An 18,298-nucleotide genomic window follows, 5' to 3' on the forward strand; every position below is an offset into this window, starting at 1 on the left:
ATGTCTTCATCAAAAAATCTAGAATTTGAAAAAACCGGGTTTTTAAGTAAATCTAACAGTGCATTTATTGAGCAGATGTATTTACAATACATCAATAAAGATCCAAGTTTACCAGAGGGTTGGAAAAATTACTTTGATGAAATTGGTGATGAGGTGGACATTGTTGTTAATGAAATTAATGGACCTTCATGGAGCCCAAAAAAAAATAAAATTTCAATTGAAAATCTTCAGCAGGTTTCTGAGGAAAATAGTAAAACAAATGAACTAGAGATAATCAAATCTAATGCAAATTCAATAAAAGCAGTAGCCCTGATTAGATCATACAGACAGAGAGGTCATCTTATAGCTAAGCTTGATCCATTAGGCATGATGAAATCTGAATATTTAGATGAATTGCACCCAGAATCTTATGGTTTCAAAAAAGATGATTATAATAAGAAAATTTTTTTAGATGGAGTAACAAATAAACAATATTCAAATATAAGAGAAATTTTACAATTTTTAAAAGATAAATATTGTGGGTCTATTGGATATGAATTTATGCATATTTCTAATCCAACTGAAAGAAAATGGTTTAGAGATAGAGTTGAAAAAGCTGATGATTTTAAATTTACCCAAAATGGTAAAGAAGCAATCTTAAATAAATTGATACAAGCTGAAGGGTTTGAAAAATTTTTACACACAAAATATGTAGGAACAAAAAGATTTGGGCTTGATGGTGGTGAAAGTTTAATTCCAGCGTTAGAGCAAATAATAAAAATTGGAGGACAGTCTCAAGTAAAAGAAGTTAAGATAGGAATGTCTCATAGAGGAAGACTTAATGTTTTAGCTAATGTTTTGCAAAAATCTTATAAAAGAATTTTTAATGAGTTTGCAGGTGAAATTAGCACTTCAGAAGATGGTGCTGGAGATGTAAAATATCATCTTGGAGCTTCTTCTAATAGAGAATTTGATGGAAATTCTGTTCATGTAAGTTTAACTGACAACCCTTCTCACTTAGAGGCTGTCAATCCAGTTGTTCTAGGGCAAACAAGAGCTAAGCAATTTTTTCACAAAGATAAAGAAAGAAAAAAGGTTATTCCAATTTTGATTCATGGTGATGCTGCTTTTGCAGGACAAGGAGTTGTTGCAGAATGTTTTGCAATGTCAGGATTGCCAGGTCATAATACTGGAGGAACTATACATATTATAATTAACAATCAAATTGGGTTTACTACAAGTCCAAGATTTGCAAGATCTTCACCATATCCATCAGATATTGCAAAAATGGTTGAGGCTCCAATAATTCATGTAAATGGGGATGATCCAGAAGCAGTTGTTTATGCCGCGAGGATAGCAACAGATTTTAGATTAAAATTTAACAGAGACGTTGTCATAGATTTAATTTGTTATAGAAGATTTGGACATAATGAAGGTGATGAACCTTCATTTACACAACCATTAATGTATAAAAAAATTAAATCCCATCCATCTCCTGTAAATGTTTACGGAGAAAGATTAATTAACAACAAGTCAATTTCAAAAGATTTTTTGAATGTCTCTATAACAAAGTTTAAGAATCTGCTAGATGATCAGTTTAAAACAGCTAAAGATTACAAACCTCAAATTGAATGGTTTGAGGGAACTTGGTCTAGATATAAACCTGAGAGAGGTAAAGATAAAAGAGGCGTCACTGGATCGGATACTAAAAAGTTATTAGAAATATCTAACAGGATTAATACAATTCCTAATGAAATTAATATTCATAAAACTATTACCAAAATTTTAGATAACAGAAAACTTAGTGTCAAAAATGGATCTGGAATTGACTGGTCTACAGCTGAAGCATTAGCATTTGGTTCACTCTTAGAAGAGGGTTATCCTGTAAGATTAGTTGGACAAGACTCTGGGAGGGGAACATTTAGTCAAAGACATTCAGTTTTAAGAAATCAAATTGATAATTCAAGATATGTTCCATTAAATAATATTTCAAAAAATCAAAAAAATTTTGAAGTTGTTGATAGTTTTTTATCTGAATTAGCAGTTTTAGGTTTTGAGTATGGGTATAGTTTGGTAGAACCAAACACTTTGACTTTATGGGAAGCACAATTTGGAGATTTTGCAAATGGAGCACAGGTTGTTATTGATCAGTTTATAGCATCAGGTGAAAGAAAATGGTCTAGAGCATCTGGTTTGGTTATGTTGTTGCCCCATGGATATGAAGGTCAGGGTCCAGAGCATTCTTCAGCGCGATTAGAAAGATTTTTACAACTCTGTTCAAACGATAACATGCAAATCATGAATTGTACAACACCAGCAAATTATTTTCATGCTTTGAGAAGACAAATGCATAGAGATTTTAGAAAGCCATTAATTATAATGACACCTAAATCTTTATTACGTCATAAATATTGTGTTTCAAATATTGAGGATTTTAGTAAAAGAAATTCTTTTCATAGAGTTTTGTGGGATCATGCTATTGATCCAAAGAGCAAGGGCTTCATAAGACTTAAAAAATCAAACGATATTAAGAAAGTAATCTTGTGTTCTGGTAAGATTTATTTTGATCTTTTAGAAACTAGGGAAAAACTAAAAAAGGATGATATAGTTTTTTATAGAATTGAGCAGCTATATCCATTTCCAGCAAAAAGTCTTGTTAAAGAACTTAAGCCTTATGCAAAAAAGGCTAAGTTTTATTGGTGTCAGGAAGAACCAAAAAATATGGGAGCATGGTTTTCGGTTAGAGACTATATCCAATGGACATTAGACAGTATTAAGGCTAATAATAATCAAATTTCTTATATTGGAAGAAGTCCTGATGCGTCTCCTGCAACTGGATATGTTAAAAGACATATTTCTCAACAACAAGAAATTATTAAGAAAGTTTTTGAATAATAAATAATGAGTGAAAAAATTTTAGTTCCAGTTCTTGGTGAAAGTATTACAGAAGCCACAGTTTCAAAATGGTTAAAAAATGAGGGAGATACAGTTGAAGCTGATGAACCAATTGTTGAGTTAGAAACTGATAAAGTTAATTTAGAAGTACCATCACCTATTTCAGGGACATTGACTGAGATTAATTCAAAAGATGGTTCAATTGTTGAAGTTGGTGCTCTTTTAGGATCTGTTTCTGAGAATGGTTCAGCTTCAAAAAAAACAGAGGAAATAGAAAAAATTCAGCCAACAGTAAAAGAGGATAATGTAATTAAGTTAGAAACTCAAAAAGATGAGGAAGAGCCAAAAATTTTTGAGGAAAAAACAGAAATTCAAGCAGAAGAGGAAAAACCATTAATTCTGACAGAAGAAATCAAAGTAGAACCAAAAAAAACTAAATCAAAAAATGATCAAAATTTATCTCCTGCAGTAAGAAAAATTGTGACTGAAAATAAAATTGATATTTCATCAATAAAAGGAACTGGAAAAGATGGAAGAGTTTTAAAAGGTGACTTAATAAATTTAATGGGAGTAAATCCACCTCCTTCAGAAAGAAAAATTAAATATGGTCATGAGGAAAAAATTAAAATGACCAGACTAAGACAAACTATTGCTAAAAGGCTAAAACAAGCACAAGAAAATGCTGCATTACTTACTACTTTCAATGAAGTTGATATGTCGAATATCATGAATATGAGAAAAGAAAATCAAGATGATTTTCAAAATCGATATGGTGTTAAATTAGGTTTTATGTCTTTTTTTGTTAAAGCTTGTGTTGTTGCATTGAAAAATTTTCCTGCAGTTAATGCAGAAATTGAGGGTGATACGATTGTTTACAAAAATTATTATAATATAAGTTTTGCAGTAGGCACAGATAAAGGTCTTGTGGTTCCTGTATTAAAAAACGCAGATGAGCTATCTTTTGCAGATATTGAGAAAAATATTAAACAAATTTCAGAAAAAGCTAGAGATGGTAAACTTACCATAGAAGATCTTCAAGGTGGAACTTTTACTATAAGCAATGGAGGAGTTTATGGTTCAATGTTATCAACTCCAATTTTAAACCTTCCACAATCTGGTGTTTTAGGCATGCATAATATTGTTGATAGACCAGTTGTTGTCGATGGGGAAATAAAGATTAGACCAATAATGTATTTGGCACTTTCTTATGATCATAGAATTATTGATGGTAAGGAGTCCGTATCATTTTTAAAGATGATTAAAGAAAATTTGGAAGATCCAAGAAGGTTATTTTTAGATATTTAAATGGCAGATAAATTTCAAGCAGTAGTAATTGGTGGTGGTCCTGGTGGTTATGTTTGTGCTATCAGATTAGCACAATTAGGATTAAAAACTGCGTGTATAGAGTCCAGAGGTTCATTAGGAGGAACTTGTCTCAATGTTGGATGTATTCCCTCTAAAAGTTTACTAAATTTATCAGAAGAATTTCATAAAGTTAAAAATTTATCAAATAAGGGTATAGAAGTTGGTGAGGTAAAACTAAACCTGAGTAAAATGATGAAAAGTAAAGATAAAGCCGTAACAGTTTTAACTAAAGGTGTAGAATTTCTTTTAAAGAAAAATAAGGTTACATATTTTAAAGGTCATGGAAGCTTTAAGTCAAAAAATGAAATTAATATAAAAGATGCAAACAATAAAGAAACGATAATTAGAGCTGACAATATAGTAATTGCTACAGGATCAGTTCCTGTGTCACTACCTGGAATTAATTTTGATGAAAAAACAATATTATCTTCAACAGGAGCTTTGAAAATCGAGCAAGTTCCAAAAAAAATGGTCGTTGTTGGAGGAGGTTATATCGGTCTGGAAATGGGTTCTGTTTGGTTAAGATTAGGAGCAGAAGTTCATGTAGTAGAATTTTTAGATCATATTACTCCTGGAATGGATAAGGAAATCTCTCAAGAGTTTATGAAAATTTTAAAAAAACAAGGAATGAAATTCCATATGCAGCACAAAGTTGAAAAAATCCAAAAAAATAATAAGGGTGCAATAGTTTCAACTACAGACAAAGATGGAAATAAGAAAGATTTTGACTGTGAAGTTGTTTTAATTTCGGTTGGTAGAAAAGCTAATACCAATGGTTTGAATATTGAGAACGCAGGAATTGAGCTTGATGACAAAAAAAGAATAAAAACAGACAAAAATTTTAAAACTAATCAAAATAATATATATGCTATTGGAGATGTAATAGTTGGTCCTATGCTTGCACATAAAGCTGAAGATGAGGGAATAGCAGTTGCTGAAAATATTGCTGGTCAGTCAGGCCATGTTAATTATGATACTATTCCCGGAGTTGTTTATACAACACCAGAAGTTGCTTCAATTGGCAAAACAGAAGAACAGTTAAAAGAAAAAAAGATAGATTATAAAATTGGAAAATTTTCATTTATGGCTAATTCAAGAGCAAAAGCCATTGATGAATCTGAAGGATTTGTAAAAATTTTAGCAGATGCAAAAACAGATAAAGTTTTAGGAGCGCACTTAATAGGTCCTCATGCCGGTGAATTGATTGCAGAAATTGGTGTTGCCATGGAATTCGGGGCAAGCTCAGAAGATATAGCAAGAACTTGTCATGCTCATCCTACATTTTCAGAAGCTGTTAAAGAAGCAGCATTATCGGTAGATAAAAGAGCAATACACTCTTAAAATATTTTCATATTATTAAAATATGAAATTTCCGATTCTTTTACCGAATATCTTCAATTATCCATTTACATATGAAAGTGATATTGAATTAAAGATTGGAGATTTTGTTGAAGTACCCTTTGGTAAATCTAAAATTACAGGTGTTGTCTGGGATAATTTTGAAAAAAATAGTAAGAAAAGTTTTAAAGTTAGGAAAATAATTAGAAAATTAGAAATTCCAAATCTAAAAAAAAAGACATTACAATTTTTAAACTGGTTTTCAGAATACAATATTGTTCCAAAAGGGATGGCTTTAAAACTTGTTTTATTAAGTGGAAAAGCTGTTGAAAAATTTGATAAAAAATTTGATTCAGATTTTAATAATACAATTCAAAAAAACTTGTTTGAGTTAACAAATGAACAAAAAAAAATTTTAAATGAGATTAATATTTCAAATCAAAAATTTAATGTTCATGTATTACAAGGCACAACTGGATCAGGAAAAACAATTGTTTATTTTGAGGCTTTAAAAAAAATTTTGAAAAAAGGTTTTCAAGGATTAATAATGTTACCAGAAATTGGTTTAACAAATCAATTTGAAAAGAAGTTTATAGAATTTTTTGGTTTTAAGCCAGCGATATGGCATTCAGGTATTACTAAAAAAAATAAAGAAATAATCTGGAGTGGAATAATAAATGGTGAAATCAAAGTTGTTATAGGAGCAAGATCATCATTATTTTTGCCATTTAAAAAATTAGGATTGATCATTGTTGATGAAGAACATGATCAATCATATAAACAAGATGAAGGAGTAATATACAATGCAAGAGACATGGCAATTTCAAGAGCATCATTTGAAAATATCCCTATTAATTTAATTACTGCAGTCCCATCAGTAGAAACTTACGAAAATATCAAAAAGAAAAAATACAATATTTCTAAACTTACTAAGAGATACAAAAATGCCTCTTTGCCAAATTATGAAATAATAAATCTAAATGATGTTAAATTAGAAAATCATTCTTGGATTTCTAAGCAGATAATTAATAAAGTAAATTCTCATTTAGAAAAAAAAGATCAAGTTTTATTTTTTTTAAACAGAAGAGGTTTTTCACCTAATGTTTTATGTAAAAAATGTTTTAATAGTTTTTCGTGCCCTAACTGTTCAATAAATTTAGTTTATCATAAAAATAAAAAAAATTTATTATGTCATTACTGTGGTTTTAAATCTTCTCTAGAAAGAAATTGCACAAAAGATGGGCTTTGTGATTTTATATTCAGTGGACCAGGTGTAGAAAGAATTTCAGAGGAGGTGAAGAAAAATTTTCCGTCAAAAAAAATTGAAATTTTTTCTAGCGATACAATGAATAAAAAAAGTTCAAAGGATAAATTAGAAAAAATAATTAATAATGAAATTCAAATTTTAGTTGGCACACAATTAATATCTAAGGGTTTTCATTTTCCAAATTTAAATTGTATTGTTGTAGTTGATATTGATTTGTCTTCCCAAGGCCATGATTTAAGAAGTGCTGAAAAAAATTTACAATTATATCATCAGCTATCTGGAAGAGCAGGGCGTACAGGTCAATCTTCAACAGTTTATTTTCAAACTTATAATTATAATACAAAAATGATTTCAGATATTACTGATAAAAATCCTGAAATTTTTCTAGATAAAGAAATTGAAATAAGAAAAAAAAATAGCCTTCCCCCTTTTCAAAGATTTATTTCGCTAATTTTAACAGGAGAAAATGAAGTTAAATTAGAGACAGAGGCTATGAAATTTAAACTGGCTATAGAAAATAAAATTTATGGAAAAATTTTAGGTCCAGTAAGTGCACCAATATTTAGGTTAAAGAGAAAATATCGAGTTAGACTACTTATAAGAGGTTCAAAAACTTTAAAATTACAGAACTCTTTAGCTTCAATAATTTCAAGATATAAATTTTCATCAGGAATAAAACTTTCAGTTGATGTTGATCCAATAAGCTTTAATTAAAGGCTAAAAAAAAGAGTTTTTAGCGAATGTGTTACTTGAAGACTATAATTGCATATGCTAATTAGAGCGTGATTTTAAAATTAATCACTTACATTTGAGGATAATAAGGTGAGTAAAAATAAAGGATTTTCTGATACTTCAGCTAATAGATATTCTTTAGCATTATATGAATTAGCTAGCGAGTCCAATTCTCTGTCAAAAATTGAGGAGAATTCACATGCATTATTGAAATTAATCTCAAACAGTAAAGATTTTAATGACTTAATAAAAGACCCTACGATAAGTAGAGATATTTTAAACCATGTTATAAAGAATATATCTGATAATTTTAGCTTGGAAGTTTTATTCAAAAATTTTTTAAGTTTTTTAATTGCAAAAAGAAGATTTTTTTATGTACAACAGATCTTAAAAAACTTTAATGAGATTTGCTCAGAAAAAAGAGGTGAATTAAAAGCAGAGATAAAATCAGCCAAAAATTTAACTCAACAAGAAATAGATAAGATTACACAAGAATTGTCGAATAATTTTAAGTCTGAAATAAAATTAAACTACACTCACGATCAAAGTTTAATTGGAGGTTTAGTTGTACAAATTGGTAGTACAATGATTGACACTTCTATTAAAAAAAAATTACAACAATTAGAAACTAGAATGATAGAGGCATAATATGGAAATTAATCCGTCTGAAGTTACAAAAATATTAAAAGAACAAATAAAAAATTTTGGAGAAAAAGCTGAAATTTCTGAGGTAGGACAAGTTTTATCTGTAGGTGATGGGATAGCAAGAATTTATGGTTTAGACAATGTCCAGGCTGGAGAGATGGTTGAATTTTCAGATGGTTCTAAGGGTATGGCTTTAAACTTAGAGAGTGAAAATGTTGGAGTAGTTATTTTTGGAGATGATCGAAATATTAAAGAAGGAGATGTTGTAAAAAGAACAGGAAGTATTGTTGATACGCCAGTTGGAAAAGAGTTATTAGGTAGAGTTGTAGATGGATTAGGAAATCCAATTGATGGAAAAGGTGCTTTAGATAAAGGAGTTAAGAAAAGTAGGGTTGAAGTAAAAGCTCCTGGGATTATTCCAAGACAATCAGTCAGTGAGCCGATGCAAACTGGATTAAAATCGATAGACAGTCTTGTTCCAATTGGAAGAGGTCAAAGGGAATTAATTATTGGTGATAGACAAACTGGTAAAACAGCTGTTGCAATTGATGCAATAATAAACCAAAAAAAAATTAATGAGTCGGGTGATGAGAAACAAAAATTATATTGTATTTATGTTGCTGTAGGACAAAAAAGATCAACAGTAAGACAAATTCAAAAAACTTTAGAAGAAGCTGGTGCAATGGAATATACAACTATTGTAGCTGCAACAGCTTCTGACTCTGCACCCTTACAATTTTTAGCTCCTTATACTGGTTGTGCTATGGGTGAATATTTTAGAGATAATGGAATGCATGCATTAATTATTTATGATGATCTTTCAAAACAAGCTGTAGCATACAGACAGATGTCACTAATATTAAGAAGACCTCCAGGACGAGAGGCGTATCCGGGTGATGTATTCTACCTACACAGTCGATTATTAGAAAGAGCAGCAAAATTAAGTGATGAACATGGTGGAGGATCTTTAACAGCACTTCCAATTATTGAAACACAAGGTGGTGACGTGTCTGCATATATTCCAACTAATGTAATTTCAATTACAGATGGACAAATATTTTTAGAAACAGAATTATTTAATCAAGGTATAAGACCAGCTATTAATGTTGGATTGTCAGTTTCTAGAGTTGGATCAGCTGCTCAAACTAAAGCAATGAAAAAAGTGTCAGGTTCGATGAAACTTGAATTGGCTCAATACAGAGAAATGGCTGCATTTGCTCAATTTGGTTCTGATTTAGATGCCTCAACTCAACAACTTTTAAACAGAGGATCCAAATTAACTGAACTTTTAAAACAAAAACAATATTCTCCAATGACAGTTGCAGAACAAGTGATTTCGGTGTTTTGTGGAGTAAAAGGATATTTGGATGATATAGACCTAAAAGATATTGCAGATTTTGAAAATAAGATAATTGATAGATGTAAATCTGATAAACCTGAGATTATTGAATCAATTTTAAGTTCAGGAAAATTAGAGGAAGATACCGAAAAAAGTTTAATTGAAGTGATATCTAATTTAAAAAAGAATTTTAAATCTTAATAAATTTTATGGCTAGTTTAGACGATCTAAAAAAAAGAATTTCCAGTGTAAAATCTACACAAAAGATCACTAAAGCTATGAAAATGGTTGCAGCTGCTAAACTTAAAAGAGCTCAAGATAGCGCAGAAAAAGGCAGACCATATTCACAAAAAATGAATAATGTTATCTTAAATTTATCTAGTGGTATATCTGATAAGAGTAATGCTCCTAAACTTTTATCGGGTACAGGAAATGAGCAAATTCATCTTTGTGTAGTGATGACTTCTGACAGAGGTTTGTGTGGTGGTTTCAATGCTAATATAATCAAAAAAGCCAAAAGTTTTTTTTTAAGATTAAAAGAGGAAGGTAAAGAATTAAAAATTATTACTGTTGGGTCCAAAGGTAATGATCAGCTAAAAAGACTTTATGGAGATAAAATAATTGAAAATATATCTTTTAAAAATTCAAAAAATGCAAATTATTTCGATGCTGAAAAAGTAGGAAAAATTATAATTGAAAAATTTGAAAAAGAGGAATTTGATATTTGTACGATTTTTTATAATCAATTTAAAAATGTGATAACTCAGATACCTCAGGCTCAACAGATTATCCCATTAAATACTGAAAATAATGATGATAATAGTTCAGATGAAAGTTATGAATTTGAACCAGATGAAGATGAAATTTTGAACAATTTATTGCCTAAAAATATTTCAACACAAATATTTAAAGCAATGTTAGAGAATTCAGCTAGCGAACAAGGAGCAAGAATGAGTGCAATGGATAATGCTACTCGAAACGCAGGTGAAATGGTTGACAAACTTACTATTGAGTATAATAGAAGCCGTCAAGCAGCAATTACAAAAGAACTAATAGAAATTATATCAGGAGCAGAAAGTTTATAGTTATGAGCAAAGGAATAATTACACAAGTTATTGGGGCAGTAGTAGACGTTAAATTTGAAGGAGAACTTCCAGAAATTTTAACCGCATTAGAATGTAAAAATGGTGGCAATCGTTTAGTTTTAGAAGTTGCTCAACACTTAGGAGAGTCCACAGCGAGAACTATTGCGATGGATGCTACTGAGGGATTAAAAAGAGGAGATGAAGTAGTTAATACAAAGGCGCCGATTAAAGTTCCTGTGGGTCCAGAGACTCTAGGTAGAATTATTAATGTAATTGGTGAACCTATTGATGAAAGAGGCGATGTCAAAACAAAAGAGAGTTGGCCAATTCACAGACCTGCACCTGAGTTTAATGATCAATCTACTGAAACAGAAATTTTAGTTACAGGAATAAAAGTAATTGATTTGTTAGCTCCTTATGCCAAGGGTGGAAAAATTGGTTTATTTGGAGGTGCTGGTGTTGGAAAAACAGTTCTTATTATGGAGTTAATTAATAACGTTGCAAAAGCACATGGTGGCTTTTCTGTTTTTGCTGGTGTTGGTGAGAGAACTAGAGAAGGAAATGATCTTTACCACGAGATGATAGAGTCTGGTGTAATAAAAAAAGATGGTTCAGGTTCAAAGGCAGCGTTAGTGTATGGTCAAATGAATGAACCCCCAGGAGCAAGAGCTAGAGTTGCTCTTACAGGATTAACTGTAGCAGAATATTTCAGAGATCAAGAAGGTCAAGATGTACTTTTCTTTGTTGATAACATTTTTAGATTTACTCAGGCTGGTTCAGAAGTATCGGCACTTTTAGGAAGAATACCATCGGCCGTTGGTTATCAACCTACCTTAGCAACCGATATGGGTAACTTACAGGAGAGAATTACAACAACAAACAAAGGATCAATTACTTCTGTACAAGCTATTTATGTTCCAGCAGACGATTTAACTGATCCTGCGCCCGCAACTTCATTTGCGCACTTAGATGCAACTACAGTACTTTCTAGACAAATTGCAGAAATTGGAATTTATCCTGCTGTGGATCCATTAGACTCTACTTCAAGAATCCTTGATCCTAGAATAGTTGGTGATGAGCATTATAGAGTTGCAAGAGAGGTTCAAAAAGTTCTTCAAACATATAAATCTTTACAAGATATTATTGCAATCTTGGGTATGGACGAATTGTCAGAAGAAGACAAATTAACTGTTGCAAGAGCTAGAAAAATTCAAAGATTTTTATCTCAACCTTTCTTTGTTGCTGAAGTATTTACTGGATCACCAGGTAAACTTGTAGATTTGGAATCAACAATAAAAGGTTTTGATGCAATTTGTAAAGGTGAGTATGACCATCTTCCTGAAGCTGCATTTTATATGGTTGGTACAATAGAGGAAGCTATTGAAAAAGCTGAAAAAATGAAAAAAGATGCTGCTTAATGAGTGAAGAATTTAAAGTAGAAATTGTAAATCCAGATAGCTCTTTTTTGTTTAAAGAGGACGTTACAGAAGTGGTTGTGCCAGCATTTGAGGGTGAAATGGGAATACTTAAAGATCATATATCGATAATTTCTTTTTTAAAACCAGGAATAATTACTATCCAATCAAAATCTGGGGAGGAGAAGTATTATATAGAAGATGGAATTGTTGAGTTCAAAAATAATAATTTATCTGTGCTTACCAGTTCAATCTTAAATTTAAAAGATATTGAAAAAAATAAGTTACAAGATTTAATTAAAATTGCTGAGGAAGAAGCTAACAAGGCAGATAAAAGTGATCAATATAAATTTTTAGCCGATCAAAAAGTTGAAACATTAAAATCAATTAATTAATTATTTTTTTAACTTTTTCTTTAAGTTCTTTGTAAACATGAAGTTTAAAGTCTACTACAAATTCAGTGATTTTATCTATATCCACCCATTTCCACTCTAAAAATTCAGGTTTGTCTGTTTTTATATTAATATCTTTGTCTTCACCTAAGTATCTCATTAAAAACCATTTTTGTTTTTGGCCCTTATATTTACCTTTCCAAATAATTCCTAATAAATTATCTGGTAATTCGTAAGTCAAAGTACCATTAATTTCTTTTATTAATTTCACATTACTAATACTAGTTTCCTCCTCTAGCTCCCTATATGCAGCGGTTAAAAAATCTTCTCCATTATCAACTCCTCCCTGGGGCATTTGCCAAAAATTTTTTGGATTATCAATTCTTTTACCAACAAAGATTTTGTTATCTTTATTTAAAACAATGATGCCCACTCCACTTCTAAGTGGAAGGTTTTTAAATTTTTCTTTCATATTAACCGTTAAGTAATTTAATTACGTAGTTTAATTGATTATCAGTTTCTGTTTTTATCCTAAATTCCTCACCTTCTTCATCAACCTCTATATCAGGTGATACACCAACTTCAGAGATTGATTTTCCTGAAGGTAGATAATATTTTGCTACAGTAAGTCTAATTGCGCCATTATTTTTAAGAGGTATTATTGATTGAACAGATCCTTTTCCAAAGCTATTTTCACCTATCAAAATTGCTCTTTTATGATCCTTCAAAGCACCAGCAACAATTTCAGATGCTGAAGCTGAACCATAATTAATTAAAACAACAAGAGTTTTTCCATTTATTACATCACCTTTTTTTGCAAACCATTTTCTATTTTCAGAAACCTTTCTACTTTTTGTAGATACAATTTCACCATTATCTAGGAAAAAATCTGAAATTTTTATAGCCTGTGAAAGTAATCCTCCAGGATTATTTCTTAGATCTAAAATATATGAATTTACTGCTTTGTTTTTTTCTAATTCTTGAATTTTTCTTTCAATTTGTTTTCCACTATTTTCATTAAAAGAAGTTAATCTTATATAACCAATATTTTTTTCTATCAAATCAGCTTTAACAGACTGAATTTGAATAACTTCTCGAACTACATTAAATATTAAAGCTTTTTTTTCACCTCTTCTTCTAACAGTCAATTCAATCCCTGATCCAACTGGGCCTCTCATTAAATCAACTGCTTCGTTTAATGATTTTCCCTGAACTTGAATATTATTAATTTTTACAATGTAATCTCCTGCTTTTATTCCTGCTTTTGATGCTGGAGTATCATCTATAGGAGAAATAACCTTTACAACTCCTGACTCCATAGTTACTTCTATACCCAAGCCTCCAAACTCGCCACTAGTCTCAGTTTGCATTTCATCAAAAACTTCAGGCGGCATATAAGCTGAATAAGGGTCTAAAGATTGTAACAAACCATTTATTGCAGAATCCATGCTTTCAGACTGGTTTACTTCATCTACATATTCTCTATTTATTTTATCAAGTACTTCACCAAATAAATCAATTTTTTTATAAATATTAGTCTCAGAGGAAAAAACACCTTTTAATAAAATAAAATAAAAAAACAAAATTGATAATAATCTTTTTTTAATCATATGATTAATTTTTCTTTAGGAATTAATTCTGACCACATTTTTTCAAGTTCATAAAACTTTCTTTTTTCAGGATGAAAAATATGTACAATTAAATCTATTCCATCCACCAACTTCCATTCATTACTATCTTTTCCTTCAATCTTAGATTCTTGTATACCATTATCCTTAAATTTCTCTAAAACTTGTTCAGACAATGATTGTATGTGCCTTGATGAAGTTCCACTTGCTATAATCATAAAATCAGCCATTGAACTTTTATCTTTAAGATCAATGCTTATTATGTCCTGAGCTTTATTGGTATCCAATGTTTTAATGATAATTTTTTTTAAATCTGTAATTTTATCCATTAATTGTTAAAAGATTATCAAATTTTTCTTAATTGAGAAGAAGAAATATTGACTTTATTAAAGTTTATAAATTTCAATTTGTCCCTATTTAGGCTTTTATAAGTCTTTGAATTTAGAGATTTTTTTTTATACCCATAACGGTCATATACAATAATATTGCATTTTTTTGAAATTGTTTGCCATTTATACCACTTGTGAAAATTAATTAAATTATCTGCTCCCATTATAAAGTATATTTCATTATTTTTATTTTTAGTAAAATAATTAATAAGATTTAAAGTTTTGTTAGATTTAATTTTATCTTCATAAAATCTTACTTCTATATTTTTTATTTTTTTCAAGATTTTTTTACAAGTCTTAATTCTTTCATTAAGATTTAGGCTACTTTTTTTTTTAAATGGATTTTTTTTAGTTATTGCCCAAATTACTTTTTTTAATTTAAATCTTTTTACAGCTTCTTTTGATATTGCTAAATGACCTTTGTGGGCTGGATCAAATGAACCACCTAAAATACCAATTTTATTTTTTTTCAAGTCCAATTTATTTCCTTACTGCACCTTTGCTTGTGATTTGATATTTATAAGAAACTAACTGATTAAGTCCAACAGGTCCCCGTGGTGGAAGAGTATTTGTAGAAATTCCAACTTCTCCACCAAAACCAAACTCACCTCCATCAGCAAATTGTGTTGATGTGTTATGCATTGCAATTGAACTTTTTACTTCATTTAAAAATTTTTTCGCAGATTTTTTGTTTTGTGTAATGATACAATCTGTGTGCATAGTACCATATTTGTTTATATGTTGAATTGCTTCCTCAAGATTTTTGACAGATTTTACAGAGACCACTGGAGCTAAATATTCTTTTGACCAATCATTTATTGAAGCTTTTTTAATTTTTTTACTGTAAGCTTTTCTAATTTTATTATCACCAATAATTTTACATCCATTTTTTTCTAGATTTCTTAAAATTTGATTTCCAATTTTTTTAACTATTTTTTCATGTAATAAAATTGTCTCTGTTGCACCACAAATTGCTGTATTTCTTAATTTAGCATTATGAATTACTTTTGATGCAATCTTAGGGTTTGCATCTACATCAACATAGGAATGACAAACCCCTTCTAAATGACCAATAGTTGGAACCGTTGAGAGATCTTGAACTTTTTTTACTAAACTTTTTCCACCTCTAGGAATTATTACATCAATGAATTTATTCATTCGAGTTAATATAAAATCAACCACTTTTCTATTTTTTAATTTTAAAAATTGAACAAAATTTTCATCCAAACCATTTTTTTGTAAAGATTTTCTAAATAATTTTGACAGTATATAATTTGAATAAAAAGCTTCAGTACCACCTTTTAGTATTACTGCATTTCCAGATTTAAAACATAGAGAAGCTACATCTGACGTAACATTAGGTCTACTTTCATAGATAACCCCTATAACACCAATAGGAATTGAAATTTTAGAAATATTTAAACCGTTTGGCCTTTTCCATTTTTGCAATATTACATTAGTAGGATCTTTTAATTTTATGATTTTTTTTATTGAATTAATTATATCTGAAATTTTTTTATCATTTAAAATAAGCCTCTGTATTAAATTAATTTTTAATTTTTTTTTTAAAGCAATCTTAATATCTTTTTTATTTTCATTAATTATTAATTTTTTATTTTTATTAATAAGATAACAATAATCCCTTAAAACTTTATCTTTTTTTTTTGAACTTAATTTTTGAAAAAAAGCCTTCTTTGATTTTTTACCAATATTTTCTAATAGATTTTTCATCAAATTTTAACCATATCATCTTTATGTACCACTTCAGATTTTGAAATATAGCCAAGTATTTTTTCAATTTCACCTGAATGACACCCAGCAATTTTGATTATTTCTTCTGATGAAAAAGAACTTAAACCTCTTGCGAATTCATTTCTCTTGATATCCATAATTTTAATGTGATCACCTTTGTTAAATTTTCCTGAAACTTTTTTTATACCAGCAGCCAATAAACTTTTTCCATTTAAAAGAGCTCTTTTAGCACCCTCATCAATCATAAGTTCTCCCTTAGGTGAAACAGAACTAATTATCCACTTTTTTCTCGCCTGTAGTTTGGTTATTTTTGAAACAAATAAAGTACAATTATTTTTTTTCTCTATCTGATCAATAGGATTTAGATATAAGCCGCTAGCAATAATCATATTACAACCAGCTAAGTTGCAAATTTTTGCTGCTTCAATTTTTGTATTCATTCCTCCTTTACCAAATTCTGTAATACCTTTGATGTTAATATTTTTTATATCTTTATCAAAATCATTTACTTTTTTTATTAGTTTAGCATCTTTATATAGTTTTGGATTTTTAGTGAATAATCCATCAACATCAGATAATAAAATTAAGGTATCAGCATTTGTTATTTGAGCTACTCTAGACGCCAATCTATCATTATCACCATACTTAATCTCTGAAGTAGCTATAGTATCATTTTCATTTACAATTGGTATATAATCAAGTTCAAATAAATTCTCAAAAGTTCTTTTTGCATTTATTGATCTTCTTCTCTCTTCAGTATCTTCTAAAGTTAATAAAATTTGGGAAATATTTAATTTAAATTTTGAAAATGTTTGTGAAAATAGATTCATCAATTCTATTTGTCCAACAGATGCAATAGCTTGACTTTTATCTAGTTTTAAATTCATTCTCTTATAATTCATTTTTTTACAACCAAGAGCAATTGCACCTGAGCTAACGATAATAATTTTTTTATTATTAGTCTTTAGTTTTTTGATATCTTCGGCAAAACTTGACAACCATTTTTTTCTAATTTCTCTATCTTTGTTGACTAGTAAAGAAGATCCAATTTTTATCACGATTATTTTAGAATTTTTAAGATGCATAAGATATTAATTTTGCTTTAATTTTAGATATAGTTTTTTTTTCTAATGTTGACATTGTGATTATTTCAGATTTTGTATTTTTTTTGAATTCATTAACAATATCCCTTACTTTTTTTTCATCAATTAAATCTATTTTATTCAAAACTATTAACTCTTTTTTTTTAGATAGCTTAGCGCTGTATTTTTTTAATTCTTTTTTTACTTGATTATAACTTTTTTTAATATCATCATTAGTAATATCAATCATATGCAAAAGAGACTTGCATCTTTCAACGTGTTTTAAAAATTTTATACCAAGACCAGTTCCTTTATGTGCACCTTCTATTAAACCAGGGATATCTGCAATAGTAACTTCTTTATCATCATAACTTGCTACCCCAAGATTTGGATTTAAAGTTGTAAATTGATAATTTGCAATTTTTGGATTTGCATTAGTTATTGCCGCTAGTAAACTGGATTTTCCAGCGTTAGGCAATCCAATTATTCCAACATCAGCAATTGTTTTTAGCTGAAGCCAAATAGTAAATTCTTCACCAGAAGTACCTTTGGTAAATTTTCTTGGAGCTCGATTAGTAGAGCTCTTAAATCTGGTATTTCCTAGTCCACCTTTCCCTCCAGCGGCTGCAACAAATTCTTCACCTATTTCTGTAAAATCAAAAATTAAAGTTTTATTATCCTCCTCAAAAACTTGAGTACCTAAAGGAACCTTTAGAATCAAATCATCTCCACTTTTTCCTGTTCTATTTTGACCTGAACCATTATTTCCTCTTTTAGCTTTATGATGTTGTTGATATCTATAATCAATTAAGGTGTTAAGATTTCTTTCTGCTCTTAATATTACTGAGCCTCCATTTCCACCATCACCACCATCTGGACCACCATATTCAATAAATTTTTCTCGTCTAAAACTTGGTGATCCGTCTCCACCATTTCCAGCTTTAATATAGATTTTTACTTGATCTAAGAATTTCATAATACAACACTATTTTTAA

General features: G+C 29.5%; 16 protein-coding genes. 9 read left to right on the top strand and 7 right to left on the bottom strand.

Annotated features, from left to right (window positions below; all coding sequences use genetic code 11):
- From ACTTAV_RS01685 to atpC, 9 genes are all read left to right on the top strand, one after another.
- Complete coding sequence (locus ACTTAV_RS01685; RefSeq protein ID WP_440669772.1) at window positions 1–2,874, top strand: 2-oxoglutarate dehydrogenase E1 component; 2,874 nt, start codon at window positions 1–3, stop codon at window positions 2,872–2,874.
- Between the two features lie 6 nt (window positions 2,875–2,880).
- Window positions 2,881–4,179: a 2-oxoglutarate dehydrogenase complex dihydrolipoyllysine-residue succinyltransferase gene (gene odhB / locus ACTTAV_RS01690; RefSeq protein WP_440669773.1), complete on the top strand. Its 1,299-nt coding sequence runs from the start codon at window positions 2,881–2,883 to the stop codon at window positions 4,177–4,179.
- Entirely contained in the window at window positions 4,180–5,580 is a 1,401-nt protein-coding gene (gene lpdA / locus ACTTAV_RS01695; protein WP_440669774.1) for a dihydrolipoyl dehydrogenase, read from the top strand.
- 22 nt (window positions 5,581–5,602) lie between these two features.
- Window positions 5,603–7,558, top strand: coding sequence for a replication restart helicase PriA (priA, locus tag ACTTAV_RS01700; RefSeq protein ID WP_440669775.1), 1,956 nt, complete (start codon window positions 5,603–5,605; stop codon window positions 7,556–7,558).
- Between the two features lie 108 nt (window positions 7,559–7,666).
- Entirely contained in the window at window positions 7,667–8,224 is a 558-nt protein-coding gene (gene atpH, locus ACTTAV_RS01705; protein ID WP_440669776.1) for an ATP synthase F1 subunit delta, read from the top strand.
- A 1-nt stretch (window position 8,225) separates the two neighbouring features.
- Entirely contained in the window at window positions 8,226–9,761 is a 1,536-nt protein-coding gene (gene atpA / locus ACTTAV_RS01710; RefSeq protein ID WP_075519850.1) for a F0F1 ATP synthase subunit alpha, read from the top strand.
- An 8-nt stretch (window positions 9,762–9,769) separates the two neighbouring features.
- The gene (locus ACTTAV_RS01715; RefSeq protein ID WP_440669777.1) at window positions 9,770–10,645 is read left to right on the top strand and encodes a F0F1 ATP synthase subunit gamma; all 876 of its coding nucleotides are present in this window, start codon (window positions 9,770–9,772) and stop codon (window positions 10,643–10,645) included.
- Between the two features lie 2 nt (window positions 10,646–10,647).
- Window positions 10,648–12,063, top strand: coding sequence for a F0F1 ATP synthase subunit beta (atpD, locus tag ACTTAV_RS01720; RefSeq protein ID WP_075519848.1), 1,416 nt, complete (start codon window positions 10,648–10,650; stop codon window positions 12,061–12,063).
- The gene (gene atpC / locus ACTTAV_RS01725) at window positions 12,063–12,455 is read left to right on the top strand and encodes an ATP synthase F1 subunit epsilon (protein WP_440669778.1); all 393 of its coding nucleotides are present in this window, start codon (window positions 12,063–12,065) and stop codon (window positions 12,453–12,455) included. Before atpD ends, atpC begins: the two co-directional genes overlap by 1 nt.
- Here atpC and ACTTAV_RS01730 read toward each other — a convergent pair.
- The 7 genes from ACTTAV_RS01730 to cgtA are packed head-to-tail and all read right to left on the bottom strand — an operon-like array spanning window position 12,448 to window position 18,279.
- Window positions 12,448–12,924: an RNA pyrophosphohydrolase gene (locus ACTTAV_RS01730; protein ID WP_440669779.1), complete on the bottom strand. Its 477-nt coding sequence runs from the start codon at window positions 12,922–12,924 to the stop codon at window positions 12,448–12,450. The two genes, atpC and ACTTAV_RS01730, sit on opposite strands and share 8 nt — an antisense overlap.
- 1 nt (window position 12,925) lies before the next feature.
- Window positions 12,926–14,062: a S41 family peptidase gene (locus tag ACTTAV_RS01735; protein WP_440669780.1), complete on the bottom strand. Its 1,137-nt coding sequence runs from the start codon at window positions 14,060–14,062 to the stop codon at window positions 12,926–12,928.
- Window positions 14,059–14,409 carry a ribosome silencing factor gene (rsfS, locus tag ACTTAV_RS01740; RefSeq protein WP_440669781.1) on the bottom strand — a complete coding sequence of 117 codons (351 nt, stop codon included), beginning with the start codon at window positions 14,407–14,409 and terminating at the stop codon, window positions 14,059–14,061. Before rsfS ends, ACTTAV_RS01735 begins: the two co-directional genes overlap by 4 nt.
- Window positions 14,410–14,426: 17 nt before the next feature.
- A complete protein-coding gene (gene nadD / locus ACTTAV_RS01745) occupies window positions 14,427–14,948 on the bottom strand; it encodes a nicotinate (nicotinamide) nucleotide adenylyltransferase (RefSeq protein ID WP_440669783.1) in 522 nt (173 codons plus the stop codon).
- Between the two features lies 1 nt (window position 14,949).
- Window positions 14,950–16,200: a glutamate-5-semialdehyde dehydrogenase gene (locus ACTTAV_RS01750; protein WP_440669784.1), complete on the bottom strand. Its 1,251-nt coding sequence runs from the start codon at window positions 16,198–16,200 to the stop codon at window positions 14,950–14,952.
- Window positions 16,200–17,306 (bottom strand): glutamate 5-kinase, encoded by a 1,107-nt coding sequence (gene proB / locus ACTTAV_RS01755; RefSeq protein WP_440669785.1) that lies wholly within the window; start codon window positions 17,304–17,306, stop codon window positions 16,200–16,202. Before proB ends, ACTTAV_RS01750 begins: the two co-directional genes overlap by 1 nt.
- Complete coding sequence (cgtA, locus tag ACTTAV_RS01760; protein WP_440669786.1) at window positions 17,296–18,279, bottom strand: Obg family GTPase CgtA; 984 nt, start codon at window positions 18,277–18,279, stop codon at window positions 17,296–17,298. Before cgtA ends, proB begins: the two co-directional genes overlap by 11 nt.
- Between the last annotated feature and the right edge of the window lie 19 nt (window positions 18,280–18,298).

The sequence above is a fragment of the Candidatus Pelagibacter sp. HIMB1483 genome, from assembly GCF_052048135.1.
Classification (GTDB): Bacteria; Pseudomonadota; Alphaproteobacteria; order Pelagibacterales; family Pelagibacteraceae; genus Pelagibacter.